The sequence below is a fragment of the Chromobacterium sp. LK11 genome (assembly GCF_001043705.1).
GTDB classification, from domain to species: Bacteria; Pseudomonadota; Gammaproteobacteria; order Burkholderiales; family Chromobacteriaceae; genus Chromobacterium; species Chromobacterium alkanivorans.
On the sequence record NZ_LDUR01000028.1, the window covers coordinates 44,164 to 65,682 of the forward strand.

The following is a 21,519-nucleotide window of genomic DNA, read 5'->3' on the forward strand; positions in this document are numbered from 1 at the left end:
CGTTCTAACCCATTACTCCAACTCGATCTGAGGACCATAAGTAATGGTATCGATAAGTTTCAACGCACGTCGTGCCGCCGTTTGTGCAGGTGTGAGATCAGGATTTCTCAGAATCTGTACTAACATCGAGCGATCCTCTGGATCAGTGGAGGCCTCCGCAAGTAAGCGGGACCAATATTGCTTCGATTTTTGATCGTCGAGAGCCATGATTGCTTCATAGGCTTGCCCGGCACTCAATGCTCCTTCAGACACATGGCGAAGGAGTGCTCCCGCTTCGAGGCCAGCATCCCGAATTGATCCTCGATTTCTCTCGACAGCTGACGTGAGAGATTGCTTACCTGACTCAGCTCTTACATATGCTTTCTTAGTGAAATGGGTCAATGGAGCGGCAGCTATCAATTGATGACCATTACGAAGTGCCTCTAGTGCTCCTATTGTTGGTCCCTCTGGCTGACGAAACTGAATCGCCCCAGTATCTCTAGACACTTGTGAGCCGTTGGTGAACTGATCAGACGCTAGTAGGCAATCCTGGCCAATACCTTGATCTATACTACGTCTCATCGTATAGGCAAAAAGCATATAATCTCAAAGACTTCACCATCCAGCTGAATGATTCAGCCTAATCTCACTGTCATGTCCACTTGCCCGTTCTGCTCTCTGTCTCCGGACCGCCACCTGTTCGCCAACACCCACGGCGTGGTGATCCGCGATGGCTTTCCCATTTCCCCTGGCCACACACTGATCATCCCTCGCCGGCACATTGCCTCATTCTTTGAGCTGGAGCCTGCGGAGCGAGAAGGGCTGATGGTGTTGCTGGACCAGGCTCGCCAGCAGTTGTTGGAGGAACTTAAGCCGGATGGTTTCAATATTGGAATCAACGATGGCGCGGCAGCGGGGCAGACGGTGCCGCATTTGCACATCCACCTGATCCCACGTTTTGATGGAGACCGGGAGGACCCGCGTGGTGGGGTGCGTTGGATCATTCCTGAAAAAGCCGACTACTGGTCGCCGCGATGACGGCGGTGCCAACCGCGCAGGAACAAATCGCTTTCATCCTGAAGCTTCAGCGTTTGTTTAGCGAGGGCGAGTTCAGCGCCACGTACAAGTTTGCCTTGCTGTTGGCCCTGGCCGAGCTGGCGGTGGAGTACGGGGACGATAGTGGTGCGGCCTTGAGCCTGCCAATGGCCAAGGTGGGGGAGAAGTTTGCCGAGCTGTATTGGCGGCAAGTCCCGCCGTATTCCTCTGGCTTGGCGGACACGGTAGGCGAGACGCTGCATCAGAATAAGGGTTCGGTGGTAGCGATCATGCGGCCTTTGCGGCAACTGCATGCCTTGAGCCATGGTCAATGGTCGCAAGTGCGGGCTTTGTCGGTTTGGCCGGCTTGTCTAAAGGCTATCTGCCAAACGGTACATGGCATGCCCTTGAAGCATTTGCAGGTGCTGGGCGGCCAGTTGGACCCTTTCCTCTATACCTATCCATGCCCACCTGACCGGGTGGTGTTGAATGCCGGGGTGGCGTTCAATCTGCGTCGTTATCAAGAGCTGGTACAGCAACTGGCCAAGGCCGGTTGGTTGGAGCATGTGCGTAGTAATAAGCTGAACCGGGTGATTCTGGGGATGCGGGATGATCTGGAAACCTTCATGTTCGGCTCTGCCCGCGCCGATTTGAGCGAGGTGGCCAAGGTGCTGGACCCTTTGCAGCAGCAGTGTTGTTTCTATTGCCAACAGCCCATCAAGGGCAAGGCGCAGGTGGATCACTTCATCCCCTGGTCTCGTTACCCGCGTGACACCGCGCACAACTTTGTGTTGGCACATGCGGCATGCAACCGCAGCAAGCGAGACATGTTGGCCGCCAAGTCACATTTGGAACGTTGGCTGGCACATCTCTCTAGGCATGGCGATGAGCAAGGTGTGCTATTAGCACAGTTTGGCTTTGTCTCAGACCAGAGGTGTTCGCTTAGCGTGGCCGAGTGGGCGTACCGTGGAGGAGTGCAGGCTCAGGCGTTTGTTTGGAACTGCGGCGGCGAGGTTGAGCAAATTGAGCACGCCTATTTAAGTTTGTTTTAGTGTTGAATATTTTTGAATTGTTTATTCAAGTTGGCTTGGAGGGAATTGCATGACAGAGTTGCTGCAATTGGCAAAACTTTTTCCGGTATCTCTAAGTTGGGTTGTACCTCTTTTGGGGTGTGTATGGGCTTTTCTTCTTATCGCTGAAAAGGTCCAAGGGCTTTATTACAGGACAAAGTCAGAAGGGCAAAGTAGTAAAAATGAAGGCTTAGAGATTGTTGAATCAATGATTGTTGGGGATAGGATGCTTGAAATTCTCAATGAGGAAAGAAAACGGCAGGAAGCTTTTTTTAGAATGACAGGGTTGGAAGTCAGGAAGAAAGATCGAGAAGAGCTTTTGGATATATTTTCAATGGTTTCAATGCGATGTTCAGATTTGAAGCATCTCTTTACCTTTGTGGAAAAATATTCAGAGGGGAGGTATAGGGTTCAAATTGGTTTGGTGGAAGTGTTTCATGCCATATTTACGATTTGTATGTGTTTTCTGATCATTTTTTATGGGTCCTATGTTGGAATTGAAGTGGGGGCTCAGCATGGTTTTCTTGTGCCCTGGGTTATGTTGGCCACTTTGGCTGGAATTTTTTTTACGATTTGGTGCGCAAAAGGATCTCTTTTTGAGTGTGTTATTGTTTGGAAGGTGTCAAACCGGCTGGAAGAGCTAGGCAAGTTGGAGGGAAAGGCAGGGTTGTCAAATCAAGTTCGCATGGCATTCATTCGGGGGTGGAAAGGGTTTTTTATTGCCCTTGGTGTTTTTGCGGTTATTTTTGGGGTGGCTTTTTTGGTTCGAATGATTTGAAAAACAGATCTCTCCTTACTTTGTCTGGTAGATGGTTTTTACTGATATTTTCTCCGCTATTGAGCGCAAGGCTTGTTAGTGTTTTTAGTTAAAATAAGATGGCCCTCACTGTTATTCAGGCAAAACTCCATCACTTGTGGAAACCCCGCATCTATCACCACATGGTAAAGCTGGTTCAGGTGTAGAGGGGCTGGGTTTGTGCTGGCCTCTCCATATGGAACACAGCTTTCCGGTGAGGCGGGTCGGGCACGGCCTTTGAGCCAAACTTGCCATATCTTGTTTAGCCTTCCTGCTTGCTTTTCGTACACCAATATCTCAGTGCCAGCATAAGGACGATCTGTTTTCGGGCTGGTGATATAGAAGCAGGGGGCGTTGTTGACGATCAACGCTTGAGCGTCAAAGTCGTAAGGCCGGGGACTGGTGGCTTGGGTGGTGCTGATGCTCGAGGCCAGCAGCATGCCACCCCATAGAGTGGGTTTCATGGCTTGGTGAACTCCGTGGTGTACGGTAGCAGCGCAGGGTTTTTAGGTTGGACCAAAAAGTCTTTCAGTACCCTTCTCAACTCCTGAAGTTCTTCTTGGTATTTTCCCATTCCCAGTTCAGTCGCACCGAAATAGTTGGCAATCAGTTGGCCTTGTTGCTCCATGTTGAACTGATGAAACTGCTTACCGGTGTCAGCACCTTTGAGGTCGTAATAGTAAGCTTTGGCATTGGCATCATAGCCACCTTTCAAGCCGATTTTGAAGCCATTCCAGATCAGGTTGTACCCCAATTGGTATTGCCAGACGTGGACCATTTCGTGCATGAACCACATGAGGGTAGGGGCATCTTCTGCGGAGTAATCGGCTTTGAAGTATTGGTCCGGGAAGTGGATTTCGCCTCTCGGCGTCATGGCGTTTTGGGAGCGGTTAGGTTGGCCAAACAAGCCGCCACGATGAATTTTGACTTTGCCGTAATCAATCGCGTCTTTGAATAGGATTTGCGCCATGGCAATCTCGCCAGCAGTCAGGTCTCGGGTGCTGCTTGCCTGTGGCAAGGTGTGTTGGATGGGAGGTGAGTCTGGACCTTGTTCTTTGGTATGCAGTTTGGTGAGCGTGACTTTCATCGTGGGTGAAGGTGAGCGGCCGCCGTGGCATGCCAGGCGCTCTGCCTGGCACTCACAGCCATAAAACCAGTCTGGATAAAATTCGGCACTGGTGATGGCGACTTCGTAATCTGTTGCAATGCGCTGGGTATGGCCATCTGCATCGGTTTTGCCTACCTCCGTTGAACCGTCTGCCAGTGTTAGCTTGTAGGTGGTATTGGCCACAGGCTGGCCATCTGCGGTAAGAAAGCGAATTTGCGCGTAGCAAGCCACGCTGGCTGCTTGGGCTTGAATCAAGGAGCTTAGCGGGCCTGGTAAATATTTAACCGGACCTGGTTGGATGCTAAGGGTGAACTTGGATTGTGAGGCGATTAGAGTGGCGCCGCATGAAGTTTGCATGCCCTCCACCGCCACATCGTGGCCAAGGTAGTTGAAAGTGCGGGGGCCAGGCAGGATAAGGAATTCTTTCTCGCACTTCGGACAATAACCCAGATGCCCCACGCCAGATGCGTACTTGCCATAAACAAACAGGGTTGAAAAATATCCCAGTACTGTGCCGCCGTGTGAGGTGGTGTCTCCTTCTCGGATGATGGCGCGTAGGGTCATGGTGGTCCCCCCTAAACAAGCAATAAGAAATAGCTAGACTATGTTGCCATCATGGTGAGTGCGACAAGCCAGTGTGGTCTGCCACGAGTCAAGTAACGCCACAGGCCCAGTCTCCACATACACATCGCTCCGCTGGCAAACCCATAGCCAATGCGGCCACCCCGCCACGACTCGCTCCCAGCCCTCCAAGCTATCTAGATGTGTCCCCAACACCTATACCTGTCCTTTAGTCCAATAGAGCGCATTCACAGACCACGCCAGCTTGTGACTGTCTTCCTAACTTCATAAAATTTCAGGCTTATTTTCAATGTCATACCGCCGCTTGGCGGTGTTTTCGTTTGGAATGGCGATGGACCTGAATGCACTGTTGGCCAGCTTTGCTTCCGCCTTTGGCCAAGACAACCGGATGTTGACCTTGCAGCTTGGAGAGGGGCAGTTTGCCGCCGAACAGCTGCTGCCGCTCAGCCTGGAGGGCGAGGAGGGGGTTTCCCAGCCTTATCGCTATACGCTGACCTGCTTGTCGCCGGATGGCAATATCCCGCTGAAGACGCTGTTGGGCCAGCCGGCTCGCATTGGCATCCTGGGGGTGGAGGGCGGGGAGACGATCCGTTGCGGTGTGGTCAGCCAGGCCAGCTTGGTGGGGGCGGATGGCGGCTTTGCTCGTTATCAGCTGACCGTGGAAGCGCCGTTCGCCTTGCTGCGCCACCGTAGGACCTCCCGGGTGTTTCAGGACTTGTCCGTGCCGGACATCGTCAAACAGATACTCAGCGAACATCAGCAGGCCAACCCCGTCTTTGCCCGTGTGCAAACGTTGGCCTTGCAGCTCAAGCCGGCCGCGCCGCGCAGCTATGCGCTGCAGTACCGCGAGAGCGATTACGATTTCATCGTCCGCCTGTTGCATGAAGAAGGGTACGCCTGGCGTTTCCGTCACCTGGAGGCGGACGGGCCGCGGGTGGAGCTATCGGTTTTTGACGATGCCCACGCCTTGCCGGCCTCTCCACTGCAGCGGGTACGCTTTCATCGCAGCGACGCCACGGAGGAAGAGGACGGCCTGACGGGCTGGGAAGCCGCGCGCCAGATTGTGCCTGGCGCCAGCGCGCTGGCCAGTTACGATTACAAGCCGGTGCTCACCCAGCAAGGCCGGGAAGCCAGCCGGGTGGAGCAGGGCCAGTTTGGCCAGGCTTTGCAAAGCAGCCTGGGCCATTACGATGCGCCGGGCCTGTATTACGCCGAGGACGATGAGCAACTGGGCCGTTACGCCGTGCTGCGGCAGCAGGCCAACGATTTGCAGGCCAAATCCTTCAGCGGCAGCGGCGCGGTGCGCGGTCTGTTGCCGGGGGAGTGGTTCCGCCTGGATGATCACCCCGCGCATGAGGACGACGCGGAGGAGAAACGCCAATTCGTCGTCACCGGCCAGTGTTTTCAGGCGCGCAACAATCTGCCGCGGGATCTGGCGCAACACTTGGGCGCGGAGGCGGACGCCGCGCCGTTCAGCGCCGCCATCCAGGCCCAACGCCGCGGCATTCCGCTGACGCCGGCTTATGCCGGCACCGCTCATGCCAAGCCCACCAGTCTGGGCGTGCAAACCGCCACCGTGGTGGGGCCGGCCAGCGGGGATGCCGGGGCGGAGAGCTCCGGAGAAGTGCATACCGACGAGCACGGCCGCATCAAGATTCAATTCCATTGGCAGCGTCTGGAAGAGCATCCCAGCATCGGCGCGAGCATGGATGACAAATCCTCCTGCTGGGTGCGGGTGGCGATGCCGTCCGCCGGCGCAGGGTGGGGCCATCAGTTCCTGCCACGTATCGGCCAGGAAGTGCTGGTGGACTTTATCGAAGGCGATATCGATCGCCCGGTGGTCAAGGCTGTGGTCTACAACGGCAGCCATCCCGCGCCGGACTTCAGCGGCGCCGGCAGCCTGCCGGCCAATAAGACGCTGTCCGGCATCAAATCCAAAGAGCACCAGGGCGGCGGCTATAACGAGCTGTTGTTCGACGATACCCCCGGAGAGGTGCGCGCCAAGCTGTCCAGCGAGGCGGGCAAGACCCAGCTCAACCAAGGCTTCCTCACCCATCCGCGCAGCAACGGCCAGGCCCAGCCGCGCGGCGAAGGGTTTGAGCTGCGGACGGACCAGCACGGGGCCATCCGCGCCGCTCATGGTCTGCTGCTGTCCACGGAGGCGCAAGGCGGCGGCGCAGGCAAGCAACTGGCGCGGGAGCAGGCCAGCAGCCAGTTGCAAGCCGCGGTGGCCTTGAGCCAGGCGCTGGCAGAAACCGCCACCACACAGCAGGCCGACACCATGGAAACCGGGCCGGACGGCATTGGAGACGACAACGCCAGCAGCGGCAAACGGGAACAAGGCCATGTGCTGCACCAGTTGCAGGCGCTGGCGGCCTGGGAGGCCGGCAGCAATACCGATCCAGACAGCAAAACCGCGAAAGAACAGGCGGGTCAGCAAGCCTTGCTGATTCTCTCCGCCCCGGCCGGCATCGCCAGCCTGTCCGGGCAAAGCCAGACCCTGGCCGCGGAAACTCATCTCAATCTGGTGGCGCAGCGCGACACCAATCAAAGCAGCGGCCGGCGCTGGATTCATAACGTAGGCAAGCACATCAGCCTGTTTGTGGCCGGCGTGGCGGATAAGGTGGCGATGAAGTGGATAGCCGCCAAGGGCAAGATTCAGTTGCAGGCACAAAGCGACAGCATTGAGCTGACGGCGGACAAGGACGTCACCATCACCTCCTGCAAGGAACGCATCACCATTGCGGCCAAGGACGAAATCCTGCTGACCAGCGGCGGCGGCTATATCCGCCTCAAAGGCGGCGATATCGAAGTGCACTGCCCGGGCACGGTCAGCATCAAGGGCAGCAGTCATTCACTGAGCGGGCCGGCCAGCGTCTCCATGCCCATGCCGGCCATGCCAAAAGGTTACCAACGCAGCTATATCCTGCAGGACGAAAAGACGGGCGAACCGCTGGTGGACAAGGCTTACCGGCTCAAGCTGCCGAATGGCCGTGTGCTTCCGGGTTACACCGACTGGGAAGGTCGAACCAGCACTGCTTTCACTCCGAGTTCTCAGCCGGTCAAGCTTGAGGCGCCCAAGCCTCCTATCGAGCAGGAGTACACCCTGTATGGCTACGGCACTGGTCAGGCTGAACGCGGGCTGCAATTGAAAGACGACAATGGAGAGGATGCTTGATGGCCAACTATCAACCCGCCGGCGGCACGATGACCATAGTGGAAGAGCGGCCCGAGTATGCAATGCTGCCTCACCCGGGCAATAAGCCCTACCTGACCGAGAAGGCTGACGTGGCGATTCTGTCGCCCAAATCGGTAGGGGTGACCAGTAAAAAGACTGGCCGCACCTACCAGCTCAATATGCGGCAAATCACTATGTCGATCCTGATTCGTCTCGATGAAAGCAGCCACGACTACAAGTGGTTCTATAAGGCGGAAGTCAATTTCGACATGACTCGCAACCCCCCGACGCCTTTTCTGAGTCCAAGCCGCCGAGAAGATGGGGCAAACCGGCGACACACTATCACTCCCTTCCCCAAAGGCTTGTCGAAGGGCTATTTACGACGGCCGGACTTGGTGATTGTGAAGGACAAGGAGACCCGCTGGCCGGGGCGAGCTGCCCCTGACCATGACGGCGTGCCGCATGGGGATAATTTGGCCCGGGTGGCGGAGGTGAAATTCCCTGGGGATGAACTTAGTCGAGGCCAGGAGGACGCCTACAAGCGCATTGCCGGTGGAGATGACCGGTTTACCGTCTTGGATGTTATCGACAAAAGGAAAAAGAGAGTCCCTGAGCCTAAAAAAGTACCAGTCTTCAGTCCGCAGCCACAAGCCAAGCCCAAATCGCAAACCCAACGAGTACCCGCGCCGATCTACAGCCCGGTTCCGGTAAAGACGCCTGGTTACCTCCAGGATTGGGGCACGCAGTTGCAGCGTGGGGTTGCCGAAGTATGGTCGGATGCGAAGAAAGGCATGCAGGGCTTGGCTGAAGATACTCAAGCCTGGCTGGAAAAAGAGGCTGCTTGGCTGTTAGAGTCAGGCCGCTGGGTTCGGGATAAGTCCGAAAAAACTTGGACTTGGGTCAATGCGCAAGGGAAAGCGCTGGTCCGCTGGAGCGAGGAGCAATTGAAAGCCGCGTGGGCCAAAATTGAGCGCTATTGCGACATCGCCTGGAATGAAATTAGCCAGATCCAGTGGGGGCAAATTTTGCTCAATGTCGGCAAGGTTGTAGTGGGCATCGTGCTGGTGGTGGCAGCCGCCGCCTTGATGGTGATGGCGCTGCCTGCTGAACTGGTAGCGGCCTTTATTGCCTGCGTTGCCATACTGGGGGGTGCTACGGTTTCAAGCAACGATAAACCACTGATGGCATGAGTTAGGAATTGAGAAATGGAACAGATAGAAATGCCGCAGCAATTGCAACGGCTTGAAACATACCAAGACGAACTGACGTGGAACTTGGAGTCCGACGAGGGTATCGTCATCCGTCCTGGCTTGATTGCCACTTTTTTCTTTGAAAAGGGCAGCACGGTTGAGGTCAGAGCAAAGCTCGTCGAGTGTTTCGACAGGTTCTACTCTCTCTTTGGCGCAAAGCTAAAGGGGCAGAAGTACATGGATGCCAAAACCAGGAAAATGGGCGCATCTGATTATGAGAAGTCCAGAAACAAGATATTGGCAATCACCGATCCACATGAGCGGATTGAGTGGTTTGTCAGTAGTGAAACAGTGCCGGACTTGGCTCCGGAATACTCGGTTTCCTGCTTGACGCAGCAAAGCATTCACGAAGGCTGGGGCGACAAATCTTTTTTCAAAATCGTGCTGCCCGCGGCCACAGTGTTCGATGAAGCAAGCCTTGATCAGTACCAACAGTTGCTTGCCTTCATCTGTGATGCCTTACAACCGGTTCATGGTTATGGTGGCCTGTCTCCGATCCTGCCATATGACTATCATCGGTACTTGCCCAATGAGTATGAGCTTGCGCAGCGGTTTATCGGTTTGAATATTGATACTCGGTCCTTCAGTGCCGGAGGGTTTGAACTGAAGAGTCACATCAAGGGGGCAGACTGGTACACGATTCTGGGAAATGAGTTCGTAGAGCAGCTTGATGGCGAAGAGGCTATCCGCGCCAAGCTAGCGCCCTGGCGAGATATTTCCATACACCGATATGCAAGCGGATTGATGATTCAGGCAGGCCCTTACCCTGACTTGGGCGCTCCTAATGCTAGCCCTCCGGAGTCCTACGTGGTGGTCAGTCACCTGGTGAGGTCGATACGCACCACGGAACCCGGCTCCCTGCATTACCACTTGCCTCAACAGAATGGATTCGACAAGTCCGAAACCGTAAGCTGGTATGCGCGCTTCGACGGTAGCCCGTTGCCGGCGGCGGAGCCGCTACCAATACAATCAGAACATGGAGGTCGGTGCGAAGCAGGTAAACCTTGCCCTGAGAGCGGACATTGGTGGACTCCAGCTATGGAGAACTCGCGGCAATATTTCACCCAAGGCGAGCTGATGCCTGATTTCTCGCGCTCAACGTATGGCAGCACGATCTGGTATCGAGAACCGGTCTCCGGTACTAGATGAGCCATTGATGAGGAGCGCTTAAGCATCCGCAGGGATGCAGCCCTATGCGTGTGATGGGATGAGTTAGGGGTTGAGCAATGGAGCAAGTAGAAACTCCACGGCAATTGCAGCGATTACAACAGTATCAAGATGAGCTTGTTTGGACCCTTGGTACGGATGATGCCGTTGTTGTGCGCCCAGGATTGATTGCCACGTTTTTCTTTGAGGGTGGTAGCATAATTGCGGTGCGTGAAAAAATAGTGGAGTGTTTTGATTATTTCTATGACCAGTTTGGTTTCCATCTAAAAGGAAAACAAATTGGTTCCGGCAACTATACCAAGATGGCCAAAAATGGTTATGCCACCAATAGAAATATCGCTCTTGCCAATGTTGACCCGCATAATGCGCTGGAGTGGACGTTAAGCTCAGAGCCCACTCGGGAGAGAGCTCCCTCCTATGCCATGCAGTGCCTGACACGACGAGAACTACACGAAACGTGGGGGCATAAATCCTATTTGAAGTTCACTCTGCCGCATACCTTATTGTTTGAAAAAAACGGCACCTCTATTTATCAGAATTTAGTTCAGTTTGTTTGTAATGCTCTCTCCCCCGTTCATGGCTATGGCGGCCTATCGCCAGTCCTGCCTTATGATTTTGACCGCTACTTGCCCAATGAGTACGAACTGGCGCAGCGTTTCATTGGGCTGGATGTGGATAGCATGTCGTTTTCTGCCGGTGCGCATGAGTTGCAAAACCATATCAAAGGCGCTAACTGGTTCACCATTTTGGGGAGTCAGTTCATACAGCAATTGGGTGGTGAGGCATCACTCCGCGCTCAGCTTGCAAGCTGGCCGAACATCGTCCTGAGCGCTTACCCGAGGGGCTTGATTATCCAAGCCGGAGAGTACCCTGACCTTGGCGCACCGGAAGACGGCGCGCCCATTTCCTACGTGGCAGTGAACCATGTAGTGAAACCAATTCGTACCACGGAGCCAGGCTCCCTGCATTACCACCTGCCTCAACAGAATGGGTTCGACAAGTCCGAAACCGTGAGCTGGTATGCGCGCTTCGACGGTATCCCGTTGCCGGAGGCACAACCGCTACCGGTACAATCAGAACATGGAGGTCAGTGCGAGGTAGGTACCTTGCCCTGAGAGCGGACATTGGTGGACTCCAGCTATGGAGAACTCGCGGCAATATTTCACCCAAGGCGAGCTGATGCCTGATTTCTCGCGCTCAACGTATGGCAGTACGATCTGGTATCTAGAACCGGTCTCCGGAGCAAGGTGATCTGTACTGGCGGCAAGGCTAGTGAGGGCTGTGGGTTATAGCGAGTCCAATCATTGGAGATTGAATTGTGAAAAATTTCCGTATAGAGACCGTGGCGCAGCTACAAGCCCAGCTTAAGCAGCTATTGAGTCTGGACGATGACAGCTTTACTGCGAATGGAACGCAGACTGTTTGTTTTGTGTACATGCCCGCAAAGAAATTATTGGAGTGTTTCAAGGACTGGCAAGGTCAAGCGGGGTGGAAGAAACTAGGTAGGGAATGGGCCTGCTCTAATGAAGAGCGCAATGTAAGTTTTTTTGTCAGAGCGATTGCGCCTTCCACGGCATTACTTATCTCCACCGTTAATACACTGCATAACCAATATCTAATACGATGTGGTGGCGGTGTAGTGGACGAAAATGTAAATGAGCAGCAATTAAGGTATCTGAACGCCTATGGCCGTATTCTCAATCAGGCGGATTATATTGATGGCGTAAGCCCGGAAGGCGAGGTGCGGGCTAAACTTGGGTTGATTTGCACCGTGTATTTCCGCAATGGCGGGCAGCGGGATGTCGGTTACAAAGTCTTGGGCTGTTTCGACCGTTTTGTCGAGCAGTTTGGTGAGCATCTGCAAGGACAGTTTCATAGCCTAAGTGGTCGTAGTTTTACCAGCCTCCGCAAAGACAGCATCGTGAAGGCCAAGGAGAAGCTCCGCGGACTGGTGGATGAGGGAGCTATGTTTTCCTGGATTCTGCAAAGTGAAAAAACAGCTGAGGTAGCTGCAAGCTATTCGATTTCAGCGTTGACGTCCAATGCGGAAAGTGACCCCTATGGTGCGATGTCTTGCGTCAAGATCATATTGCCCTGGCAACTGCTGGCGGATGAGGACGGGGAACAGCGGTTCAAGGACTGGGTGTGTTATTTGTGTGAAACCCTAGATGTGGACCATGGCTATGCGGGTCTGGCCTGCAATCTGCCCTATGACCATCATCAATTCCAGCCTTACGAATTCCAGATGGCACAACGCTATAGCGGACTGATGGTCGATTCGTTTGCGCTGATTGATGGGGATAACCTTTCCGAGCATATCAAAGGCGTCAACTGGCTGACACTGCTGGGACCTCGTTATATCGAGAAGCTAGGCGGCATGGCCGCGCTCAAGCAGCAGCTGCAGTTGCCCGATCTCAGCGTGCAGGAAACCGATAACGGCAGATTGATGATTCAGGCAGGCGTGTTGCCGGATGTCGGCGTTCAGGAATACGGCCATCCGCCGGCCTATGTGGCGGTGAACCGGGTGCTCAAATCGATCCGTGTGCCAAATCCCGATCAATTGCATACCTGCATGGACGATGCGGAGGGCTTCACCCAGGCCAATACCTTGGCATGGTATGCGCGGTTTGACGATGTGACGCAGGCGGCAAGCTTGCCCCTTTTCGCGCCGGCCGGTGAGTTGTGGCGCAAAGCTGGGCAGGCCAGCCCGATTCCATCAGACCAAATGATGAGAGATGCCCAAGCACCCTCGCACAAGCAAGCCTATGAGCGTATTGCCAAGCAAGTGGACTTCATCGAAGGGGTAACCCCTGAAGGCCAGGAGCTGGTCCGGCTGGGGCTGATCTGCACCGTGTACTTCCGCCATGGCGGGCAGCGGGACATAGGTTACAAGGTGTTAGGTTGCTTTGACCGTTTTGTTGAGCAGTTTGGCCCGTACCTAAAAGGGCAGTTTCATGACTTTAGCGGAAGAGGGTTCACCTCGCTGCGCAAAGCCAGTATCACGAAAGCCAAAGAAAAACTGTCCGGATTAGTAGACGATGGGGCCATGTTTTTCTGGATTCTGCAAAGCGAAAGAAATGGCGAGCTGCCTGCTGAGTATGCCATCCAGGCGATGACCTGCAATATTGACCATGATCCTGAGTGGTTGTCCTATTTGAAAATCACATTGCCATGGCAGTTGCTGGAAACCCCAGACGGTGAGCAGCGGTTCAAGGACTGGGTACGTTATTTGTGCGAGACGCTGGATATCGACCATGGCTATGCAGGGCTGGCTTGCAATCTTCCCTATGATTACCATCAGTTCCAGCCTTACGAGTTCCAGATGGCGCAGCGTTATAGCGGCTTGATGGTGGACCCAGCGCCACATCTGGATAAGGCGGCATTAGAAGATGGCATTAAAGGCGTCAACTGGCTGACGCTGCTGGGGCCTCGCTATATAGAGCCGCTAGGCGGCATGGCCGCGCTCAAGGAGCAGCTTCAGTTGCCTAATGTCAGCGTACAGACAACCGACAACGGCAGATTAATGGTTCAGGCGGGCGTGTTGCCGGATGTCGGCGCGTTGGAAGATGGCTATCCGCCGGCCTATGTGGCGGTGAACCGGGTGCTCAAATCGATCCGCGTGCCAAACCCCGATCAGTTGCATAGCTGCATGGACGATGCGGAGGGCTTCACCAAGGCCAATACCTTGGCGTGGTATGTGCGGTTTGACGATGCGACGCCGACGGCCAGCGTGCCGCCGCAGGTGCCGGCCGGTGCTTGAGCTGCGAAGCCGGGCTTCCCTAGATCCAGTTATGGCAGCACTATCTGGTCTCAGCAGCGCGAGTAGCAGTGGTTATTAGGCTTATGTTGTAGGCGAGCGCAGGCTTGCCGGTGTTAATGCGAAAAATACGAAAGACAGTCAATGAATGCACGAGTGGATTTGAATCATCAGAATGCAAGCTGGGCGTCAAAAGTGGCTATTGATGACCCGGTTCGTTTGCTGGCGAGGATGCGGAGCGCTGGCTTGCCCTTGCAGGATGGCGGCGCCGGTGAGGTGGAGGGCGAGTCCGACAGCAGCAAGATCACGGCCCTGGTGGCGGTCAGCGCGGACCGTTTGGCGGCGATTGTCGCGTCGCCAAGCGGCTTGGTGTACCGGCTGGAGCCGGAGGTGATTGAGCAGGATTGGTGGTCGTTTGCCGCCCGGTATTACTACGTCGTGACGGGCAATCTGGCGGATCGGCAATTGCTGGCCGAGCATGCCGGCGTTGAGATTGGCCTGGTCAAGGGTAAAACGATTTCGCGGAAGAAGGCGGCGGAGCTTTCCGGACTCTCTCTGGACCAGTTGTTGGATCAGGCGTGCCCGGAACTGGCGCAGCGGCAAGAGTCTTTGTTTGATTGACCGCCTCTTAGCGGCATTAGCTTTGGTTTTTGCTGTAACAGGATAGTGAGCCACGCCGCAGCCTCCCCGCTGCGGCGTTGTCACGTCTACATCACATCGGATATCTGAATGAAGCCGGCGTGCAGTTCCTGGCGGATGGGTTCCAGCAGAGCCGCCATTTGCTCGCAGTTGATTTGCTGGTTCTCCTGGCAGTTCAGCAGCAGGGACATCATGGCGTGCAGGCTTTGGTTGGCGGTGTGGAGGTGGACCATGCCGCGGGTCAGGTTCTCGTCGGCCTGGAGGTAGCACTCCTCCAGGGCTTTAACCAGGGCGTAGGCGTCGTCTTGGCCGGCGGTGGCGATGCGCAGCTGCTTGATCTGCTGGTACATCTGTTGCAGCAGCCATGTTTTTTGGGTTTTGGCTACGGCGGCGCTCATGGCTGGCGCTCCATCGTGGCGGGTTGGGGAAAACTAGGGGTCTGCCGGCAGAAACTAAATATATTCATTATGGCCTCCACAAACATTGCTTTAGGGATGCCTGCGCGGCACGCACGGAAGGCGTGGGCAGGCACATGACAAAGTGGGAGGACCGACACATTAGCGGCAGCCCCGGAGGGCTCAATGCCATGCGCCCGCCCGGTTGTGGCTAACGCATGGACACGGCGAACCACGGCCAAGCGGTTCGTCCGAATGTGTGAGAGGGCCTCCCAGCCCATGGCTGCGTTATTTGGCGCAGCGCATGGGCAGAGTAAGGGGGGCCAGGCCCAGCGTCAAGGCGGCGGCGGGCCGGGGGTGGGGATTACAGCAGAAAGCCGCCCTTTCCGGGCGGCTTTTTGCGTTGCAGCGCCGCAGCGCGGCGATCACAAGCCGGTTCTAAGCCGCGTTCATGGCGGTGTTGGTCGAGACGGCGCCCAGGTCCCGGATGATGTCGTCAATCAGGCGGTCCAGCCGCTGGCTGTCGTGGTGGTGGGGCGTGGTGATCAGGTGGGCCGCGCCGCCGGATCTGGCCAGGCCGTGTTTGTCGCACACTGGTTCGGACGGGCTGGGGAAAACCACGGTGATGGAGTTCTTGCAGCGCCAGGCCTGGATGCCGGCGGCCTGGAAGCGGTCTATCGCGTACTGGGCCATGTCCAGGCAGTGGCGCACTTTGCGGCGCCATTCCGCCAGCGGCCGGCTCTTGATGGCGGCCCACAACATCATGGGGGTGTGGCCGTTGCGGGAGCCGCTGATGGTCTGGTCTTTGGCGGAGATGTAGTCGATTTCCACGGAGATGCGCGACACATTGCTGCGCTTGGCCAGCACGATGCCGCATGGCATGGGCGAACCTATCATCTTGTGGCCGGACACGCTGATGGAGTCTATGCCGTCGGCGAAGGAGTAGGGCTGCGGGGCGTCGACAAAGGGCAGGATCATGCCGCTGAGCGCGGCGTCGGCGTGCAGGTAGTAGTCCTGCCGCGGGATGCCGGCCTCAGCCAGTTTTTGCTGGATGACGCCGATGTCGTCCACCGCGCCTTTCATGGTGGTGCCCACGTTGACGAAGACGATGGGGTGGCGTTCCTGGTCTTGCCGGATTTTGGCCACCAGGTCGTCGTAGTCGATTTCGCCGCTGGGCAGGGAGTCCACCGCGCGGGATTTGATGCGCAGCAGCTTGATGATCTTGGCCACGGAGTAGTGGCTGTCCTTGGAGTAGTACAGGGTGGCGTCCGGGAACAGTTCGCGGGCGAGGTAGCAGCCGAACATATTGCCTTCGGTGCCGCCGTTGGTCACGTAGCCCCAGCTTTCGTCAAAGGGGATGTGGAACAGTTCGGCGAAGAAGTGCATGACTTCGCGTTCGAAGTCGAAGGAGTTCAGCAGGTAGTTGCTGCTTTCGTTCCAGTCGCCGCAGTTGTTGATGGAGAAGCGCAGGAAGCGGTGCAAGGGGGTGTAGTCGAAGTCGGCTGACTCTGGGTAAGCAAGATTGAAATATTGGTGCTGCAAGCAGTACTGCCAAAAAGATTCGATGCGGTTTTGGTCTAGAGAAGACAGCGACATGGGTGGCTCCGTGGTTTCTCAGTGGGTTGGAGTGGGTATTACCGGGTGTTTTTCCTTGTTGGCTGGGCGTGGGTTGGTGCCCGGTTTGATTTGTTTTTTGAGGTGTGAGGGCCGGTTCTGCGTGCCGGCCGCAGCCACTCTTCAAGCGCCCGCTTGCCGGGCGTCCAGCAGCGCTTCCCAGTCCGCCAGGGTGGGGGAGCGGCTCAGTTCTTCCGTGCGCACGGGGATGCCGCGGGCGTTGAGTTCCGCGGCCAGTGTCATCAGGCGCAGGGAATCCAGGCCGTAATACATCAGGTTTTCCGTGGGGTTCAGCGCCCGGTCTTCCGCTATCAGTTGCCGCAGCCGGCTGTGCAGCCATTGGCGCGTGCTGGCGGCTTGCGGCGGGGTGGTGCTGATTGCTTTTTCATTCGTCATGACGATTTCACCTGGATCATTGCATCACGCTAAAAATGTAAATTATAATCATTCGCATTTAGAGATGCCATATGGAGATGGAAGAAATGCAAGAAATCCATTTGTCAATTTTCATGGGTGCGAAATGAGAGAGCTGACTTCAATGCAGGCGGCCTGCTGGATGGGCCGGGGCGATCATTCCGATCTGGGTGGCGTCTCTGCGCATTTGTATGCGGAGTTCGACGGCCAAGCCGTTGATCTGCCGCGCCTGGTGGCCGCGCTGGCCAGGCTGGGCCGCGAGCATGGAATGCTGCGCGCCTGCGTGACGGCGGACGGCATGCAGGCGCTGGCGGCGGCGGAGAAGGCGCCCCATTTGGAGGTGGAGGATTTCACCGCCTTGGAGGGCGAGGCGCTGGCGCAGCGGCTGGAAGCCAAGCGTCAGCAGTGGACACATCAGCGGCTTGACCTGGCGACCGGTCAAGCCGTTCGTTTTTCCATCAGCTTGTTTGGCGCGGGCGACAGCCGGCTGCATGTGGACGCGGACATGATCGCGGTGGACCCGTCCAGCTTCCGCGTGCTGATGGAGGATTTGGCGCTGTTTTACGAAGCCCCAGACGCGGAAACGCCGCCCACGCCGACCTTCTTTGAGTGGTGCGACCGGGCGCGGGACGAGCCCTGGCTCAAGGCCGCGCGGGAACGGGACCGCGACTGGTGGCGCGAGCAATTGCCCAATATCGCGCCGGCGCCGTCCTTGCCGCGTCGGGCGGCGCCGGCGGGCGCGGCGTCCAGCCAGCGCCTGTGCGCCTGGCTGGCGCCGGAGCAGCGCCAGGCTTTGCGGCGGCTGGCCAAGGCGCAGCGGCTGACGCTGTCCGGCCTGATGCTGGGCGTGTTCGCCCAGGCCTTGGGCGCGGCCACCGGGGACCGGCGCTTCCGGCTGAATGTGCCGGTGTTCTGGCGGCCGCCGCTGATGGAGGGCGCGGAGCGCATCATCGGGGAGTTCGCCAACCTGGTGTTGCTGGATGTGGATTTGGACGCGGTGCCGACTTTGGGCGCGCTGTGCCGAAACCTGGCCGCGCAGTTGCTGGAGCGCGCCGGCCATTGCGCTTATCCGGGCGTCAACCTGATGCGGGATCTGTCCCGCCATCACCGCTCGCCGCAGATCGCGCCGGTGGTGTTCACCGCGGCGCTGGACATGCCGGGCGGGGAGCTGTTCTCGGAGCGAGTGCGGCGCGCCTTCGGTGCGATGAACTGGGTGATTTCACAGGGGCCGCAGGTGGCGCTGGACGCGCAGATCGTCAGCGCGGACGGCGGGGTGTTGATCAATTGGGACATCCGCCTGGACGCTTTGCCGCAAGACTGGGTCACGCAGCTATTCAACGATTTCGTGGCGCTGGCCACCGCCGTGGCGGCGGACCCGGCCGCGCTGGAGCGCCCGCTGGCGCAGTCGGAGCTGGAAACGCCGCTGTCGGTGTTGCAGCAGGCGTATCTGCTGGGCCGCACCGCGCAGTTGCCGTTGGGCGGGGTGGCGATGCAGGAATTCCGCGAGTATCACGGGACGATGGACCCGGCGCTGCTGCGCGGCCGGCTGGGCGAGATGGTGCGGCGTCACGATTGCCTGCGCACGGTGATAGACGACACGCGCCTGCGGCAGCGGGTCCGCGCGCAGCCGCGGGTGAATCTGCGGGAGGTGGATTTGCGCGCCTTGTCGCCGGCGGCGGCTCAGGAGCGGGTGGCGGCGGCGCGGGAGGATTACGCCCACGCGCTGTTCGATCTGGAGCATTCCCCGTGGGAGCTGACGCTGTTCCTGCTGCCGGACGACAGCTTGACGGTGTTCGCGCGTTTCGACGCCTTGATTGTCGATGGGCGCTCCATCGCCGCGCTGATGCTGGAGTTGTTTCAGGGCGTGGCGGAGCCGAGCAGGCCGGCCGCCGCGCCGGCGGCCGAGGCGTCCGTTGAAGCGCGCAAGGCGGACGCGCTGTACTGGAAAAACAAGCTGGCCGATTGCGGCGGCGCGCCGCGCTTGCCCTGGCGCAAGCCGCTGGATCAGCTGGGCGTGGCGCGCTATGAGCGGCAAAGCCTGACGGTGAGCGCGGAGCGTTTCGAGCGGCTGAGCAAGCTGGGCAATGGGCAGCGCTTTTTCAAGAACACCACGGTGATGGCGCTGGTGTTGGAGGTGTTGTCGCACTGGCTGGACGAGGGCGGCTTGTGCGTGGCGGTGCCGGTGGCGCCGCTGCCGTCCGGCGGCCTCTCCAACCGTTCCAGCTTTATCGCGGTGGCGTGGCAGGCGGGGTTGGACAGCCTGGCGGAGCGCGGCCGCCGCTTGCAGGCGGACGTGATGGAGGGTTTGCAGCATCTGGCTTTCTCCGGCGTGGACCTGGCGCGGATGTTGTTCGAGAGCCATGGCCCCGGCCCGGCGCTGCCGGTGGTGGTGACCAATGGCCTGTCGTGGCCGGCGGCGGCGGACGGCGCGATGCGCCAGACGGGCGGGCTGACCCAGACGCCGCAGGTGGCGATGGATCTGCGCTTTTCCGCGCGGGCGGACGGCGCGCTGGTGTTTGACATCGACTACGCCCGCGACGCGCTGGAGCCGGCGCTGGTGGGCGCGGTGCTGAGCGCGCTGGAGCGGGCCATCGAGCAAGTGGTGGACAGCGGCGTGTTCGAAGCGCCGGCCGGCCGGATGCTGGATTACCGCCATTACCGGCTGAACAGCGTGGAAGCCGAGGCGCGGCGCGAGGATTTCCTCGGCCGCATCGCCGCCCAGATCTTCGACCCGGACAACGCCAGGGTGGCGCTGATCAGCGGCCAGCGGCGGATACGCTACGGCGAGCTGGGCGAGGCGGTGTCCCGGGCGATGGCGGCGCTGAAGGCGCGCGGCGTCAGCGCCGGCCAGGTGGCGGCGGTGTGCCTGCCGCGCGGCCCGGAACACACCATCGTCACCCTGGCTTGCGCTTTCAGCGGCGTGGTGTGGGTGCCGATAGACGCGGCGTCGCCGGAGGAGCGGCTGCGTTACCTGCTGGACAACTGCCGGCCCAACCTGGTGGTGGCGGCCCAGCCGCTGCCGACGGAGCATGCGCGGGCCACGCCGGAACAACTGCTGGCCGAGGCCGCGCCGCTGGCCGCGCGCGGCGGCTGGCAGGCGCTGTCCCTGAGCGAGACGCCGGCGTATTACCTGTACACCTCGGGCACCACCGGCAAGCCCAAGTGCGTGGTGTTGTGCAACCGGGCCACGGCCAACGTCATCGGCGCCACGCTGGAGCACTGGCGGGTGAGCCAGCGCGATGTGTGCATGTCGGTGACGCCGCTGCACCACGATATGTCGGTGTTCGACGTGCTGGGCAGCCTGAGCGCCGGCGCCACGCTGGTGTTGCCGGAGGCGGGCGAGGAGAAGGACGCGGTGCGCTGGAACCAGCTGGTGGACGAGCACGGCGTCACGCTGTGGTGCACGGTGCCGGCGATGCTGGAGATGTTGCTGTCTTGCCGGCGGGAAGGCGGGCTGCAAAGCCTGCGGCTGGTGGCCCAGGGCGGGGATTACATCAAGCCGTCCATCATCGCGGACTTGCGCGCCGGCCTGCCGGCGGCGCGGCTGCTGTCTTTGGGCGGGCCGACGGAAACCACGATCTGGAGCATCTGGCACGACATCGTCGCCGAGGATTGCGCCAAGGTGCCTTACGGCCGGCCGCTGCCCGGCAACCGCTATTGGCTGCTGAACGAGCACGGCGAGCATTGCCCGGCCGGCGTGGCCGGACGCATCCACACCGCCGGCGTCAATCTGGCGCTGGGCTATCTGGAAAACGGCGAGCTGACCCAGCACGACTTCGTCACGGTGCGGGACGAGGCCGGTCGGGAGGCGCGCGCTTTCCGCACCAGCGACTGCGGCCGTTACCGGCCGGACGGGGTGATGATGTTCGACAGCCGGGTCAACGGCTACATCAAGGTGCGCGGGGTGCGGGTATCGCTGCCGGACATCGAGATGGAGCTGATCAAGCATCCGGCGCTGGCCCATGTGCTGGTGGTGGATGTGGGCGATGAGCGGCAGGGGGAGCTGGGCATCGGCGCGCTCTACGTGGCCAAGCCCGGCGCGGAGGCGAGCGCGGCGGATCTGCGCGAGCATGCGCGCCGCGTTCTGCCGCAATCCCATGTGCCCACGCGCTTCTTGCAGGTGGAGCAGCTGCCCTTGTCGCAGAACGGCAAGCCGGACCGCCGCGGCGCGCGCGCCTTGTTGCAGGCGCCGGCCCATGTCCCGGCCCAGGAGCGCGTGGCGTCGGCCGCGCCCGTTGTCGCGGTTACAGAGGTGCCGGCCGAGGCGACGCGGCACCGGCGGCCGGTGCTGGACATTTATCTGGGCGTGCTGGGGCGTTCCTATCAGGAGCTGGCCGACGAGTTGCTGGATTTCAGCAGCATGGGCTTGCTGCCCCAGCATCTGAAAACCATCGCGGCGCGCCTGCGGGAAACCTTCGCTGTGGAGCTGTCGCCGGGGCAGCTGCTGCGTTGCCGCAATGTGGCGGATGTGGAGCGCTTGCTGGCGGCTGGGCAGCCCTAAACCAACTCACCCCGGGGCGGCTTCTCCGCCTCGG

16 protein-coding genes are annotated in these 21,519 nt (G+C 58.7%); 10 read left to right on the forward strand and 6 right to left on the reverse strand.

The features are described 5' to 3' along the window. Nucleotides 1-12 precede the first annotated feature (12 nt). Nucleotides 13-579: a hypothetical protein gene (locus VK98_RS23835; protein WP_156187917.1), complete on the reverse strand. Its 567-nt coding sequence runs from the start codon at nt 577-579 to the stop codon at nt 13-15. A 30-nt stretch (nt 580-609) separates the two neighbouring features. Here VK98_RS23835 and VK98_RS16970 point away from each other — a divergent pair, with 30 nt between their 5' ends. From VK98_RS16970 to VK98_RS16980, 3 genes are read left to right on the forward strand one after another with little or no spacing between them, the layout of a single operon-like run. Beyond that, nucleotides 610-1,017 carry an HIT family protein gene (locus tag VK98_RS16970; protein WP_231589310.1) on the forward strand — a complete coding sequence of 136 codons (408 nt, stop codon included), beginning with the start codon at nt 610-612 and terminating at the stop codon, nt 1,015-1,017. Then, nucleotides 1,014-2,066, forward strand: coding sequence for an HNH endonuclease (locus VK98_RS16975; RefSeq protein WP_048415159.1), 1,053 nt, complete (start codon nt 1,014-1,016; stop codon nt 2,064-2,066). The genes VK98_RS16970 and VK98_RS16975 overlap by 4 nt, the downstream gene beginning before the upstream one ends. A gap of 49 nt (nt 2,067-2,115) precedes the next feature. Continuing rightward, entirely contained in the window at nt 2,116-2,862 is a 747-nt protein-coding gene (locus tag VK98_RS16980; protein ID WP_156187918.1) for a hypothetical protein, read from the forward strand. Nucleotides 2,863-2,918: 56 nt separating this feature from the next. Here VK98_RS16980 and VK98_RS23840 read toward each other — a convergent pair whose 3' ends face one another. Further along, nucleotides 2,919-3,344, reverse strand: coding sequence for a hypothetical protein (locus tag VK98_RS23840; RefSeq protein WP_156187919.1), 426 nt, complete (start codon nt 3,342-3,344; stop codon nt 2,919-2,921). Continuing rightward, nucleotides 3,341-4,552, reverse strand: a complete 1,212-nt coding sequence (locus tag VK98_RS23460) for a PAAR domain-containing protein (RefSeq protein WP_082159091.1) — start codon at nt 4,550-4,552, stop codon at nt 3,341-3,343. The genes VK98_RS23840 and VK98_RS23460 overlap by 4 nt, the downstream gene beginning before the upstream one ends. 349 nt (nt 4,553-4,901) lie before the next feature. On the opposite strand from VK98_RS23460, the gene VK98_RS16990 reads away from it, so the two are divergent. The 6 genes from VK98_RS16990 (at nt 4,902) to VK98_RS17020 (ending at nt 14,543) form a co-directional block, all read left to right on the forward strand. Then, complete coding sequence (locus VK98_RS16990; protein ID WP_082159092.1) at nt 4,902-7,748, forward strand: type VI secretion system Vgr family protein; 2,847 nt, start codon at nt 4,902-4,904, stop codon at nt 7,746-7,748. Then, complete coding sequence (locus VK98_RS16995; RefSeq protein ID WP_048415162.1) at nt 7,748-8,938, forward strand: VRR-NUC domain-containing protein; 1,191 nt, start codon at nt 7,748-7,750, stop codon at nt 8,936-8,938. Before VK98_RS16990 ends, VK98_RS16995 begins: the two co-directional genes overlap by 1 nt. A 15-nt stretch (nt 8,939-8,953) precedes the next feature. Further along, nucleotides 8,954-10,147: a type VI immunity family protein gene (locus VK98_RS17000; protein WP_053077446.1), complete on the forward strand. Its 1,194-nt coding sequence runs from the start codon at nt 8,954-8,956 to the stop codon at nt 10,145-10,147. Nucleotides 10,148-10,224: 77 nt separating this feature from the next. Further along, a complete protein-coding gene (locus tag VK98_RS23465) occupies nt 10,225-11,280 on the forward strand; it encodes a type VI immunity family protein (RefSeq protein ID WP_082159093.1) in 1,056 nt (351 codons plus the stop codon). A 203-nt stretch (nt 11,281-11,483) separates the two neighbouring features. Then, on the forward strand, nt 11,484-13,925 hold the full coding sequence (locus VK98_RS22940; RefSeq protein WP_082159094.1) for a type VI immunity family protein: 2,442 nt from the start codon (nt 11,484-11,486) through the stop codon (nt 13,923-13,925). A gap of 141 nt (nt 13,926-14,066) precedes the next feature. Further along, on the forward strand, nt 14,067-14,543 hold the full coding sequence (locus VK98_RS17020) for a hypothetical protein (protein ID WP_156187920.1): 477 nt from the start codon (nt 14,067-14,069) through the stop codon (nt 14,541-14,543). Nucleotides 14,544-14,629: 86 nt separating this feature from the next. Here VK98_RS17020 and VK98_RS17025 read toward each other — a convergent pair whose 3' ends face one another. The 3 genes from VK98_RS17025 to VK98_RS17035 form a co-directional block, all read right to left on the reverse strand. Beyond that, nucleotides 14,630-14,959, reverse strand: coding sequence for a hypothetical protein (locus VK98_RS17025; protein WP_048415165.1), 330 nt, complete (start codon nt 14,957-14,959; stop codon nt 14,630-14,632). 435 nt (nt 14,960-15,394) lie between these two features. Next, nucleotides 15,395-16,552, reverse strand: coding sequence for a histidine decarboxylase (locus VK98_RS17030; protein ID WP_048415166.1), 1,158 nt, complete (start codon nt 16,550-16,552; stop codon nt 15,395-15,397). A 141-nt stretch (nt 16,553-16,693) separates the two neighbouring features. Beyond that, entirely contained in the window at nt 16,694-16,966 is a 273-nt protein-coding gene (locus VK98_RS17035; protein ID WP_048415167.1) for a phosphopantetheine-binding protein, read from the reverse strand. 124 nt (nt 16,967-17,090) lie between these two features. Between VK98_RS17035 and VK98_RS17040 the strand changes: the two genes are divergently transcribed. Beyond that, complete coding sequence (locus VK98_RS17040; RefSeq protein ID WP_048415168.1) at nt 17,091-21,485, forward strand: amino acid adenylation domain-containing protein; 4,395 nt, start codon at nt 17,091-17,093, stop codon at nt 21,483-21,485. Nucleotides 21,486-21,519: the final 34 nt, after the last annotated feature.